The organism is Paenibacillus sp. UMB4589-SE434 (genome assembly GCF_030226685.1).
In the GTDB taxonomy this organism is placed as follows: Bacteria; Bacillota; Bacilli; order Paenibacillales; family Paenibacillaceae; genus Paenibacillus_B.
Genome location: NZ_JASOYK010000025.1, coordinates 1 through 441, shown reverse-complemented (window position 1 = coordinate 441; position 441 = coordinate 1). Strand labels below are relative to the sequence as shown.

The 441-nt window shown below is 50.8% G+C and carries 3 tRNA genes; all 3 read right to left on the bottom strand.

The annotated features are described in order from the left end of the window. Position 1: 1 nt before the first annotated feature. Positions 2 to 77: transfer RNA gene (locus QP775_RS25575), tRNA-Val, on the bottom strand. A 24-nt stretch (positions 78 to 101) separates the two neighbouring features. Further along, a tRNA-Met gene (locus QP775_RS25570) sits at positions 102 to 178 on the bottom strand. Positions 179 to 214: 36 nt separating this feature from the next. Then, positions 215 to 303, bottom strand: a tRNA-Ser gene (locus QP775_RS25565). Positions 304 to 441 lie beyond the last annotated feature (138 nt).

Below are 441 nucleotides of genomic sequence, written 5' to 3'. Positions count from 1 at the left end.
ATGGTGGACGCTGACGGGATCGAACCGCCGACCCTCTGCTTGTAAGGCAGATGCTCTCCCAGCTGAGCTAAGCGTCCTGGTTTGTTGCGATAAAAAAGATATGGTAGCGGCGAAGGGGATCGAACCCCCGACCTCACGGGTATGAACCGTACGCTCTAGCCAGCTGAGCTACACCGCCACATCAAATTAAAACTTCTTCAGTTAAGAAAAACACTGGCGGAGAGAGAGGGATTCGAACCCTCGCGGCTGTAACACCCTAACGCTTTAGCAAAGCGTCCCCTTCGGCCTCTTGGGTATCTCCCCGTAACATTAGGCGAACGCTTCAAGCTTGTCCACCGTATTATACGTGCTTCTTAGCCGAAAATCAAAGCTTGCACTTTGAAAACTGAATGCGAAGTGTACATGCTCTACTTAGAATGATTAGGATAAGCCCTCGACCGA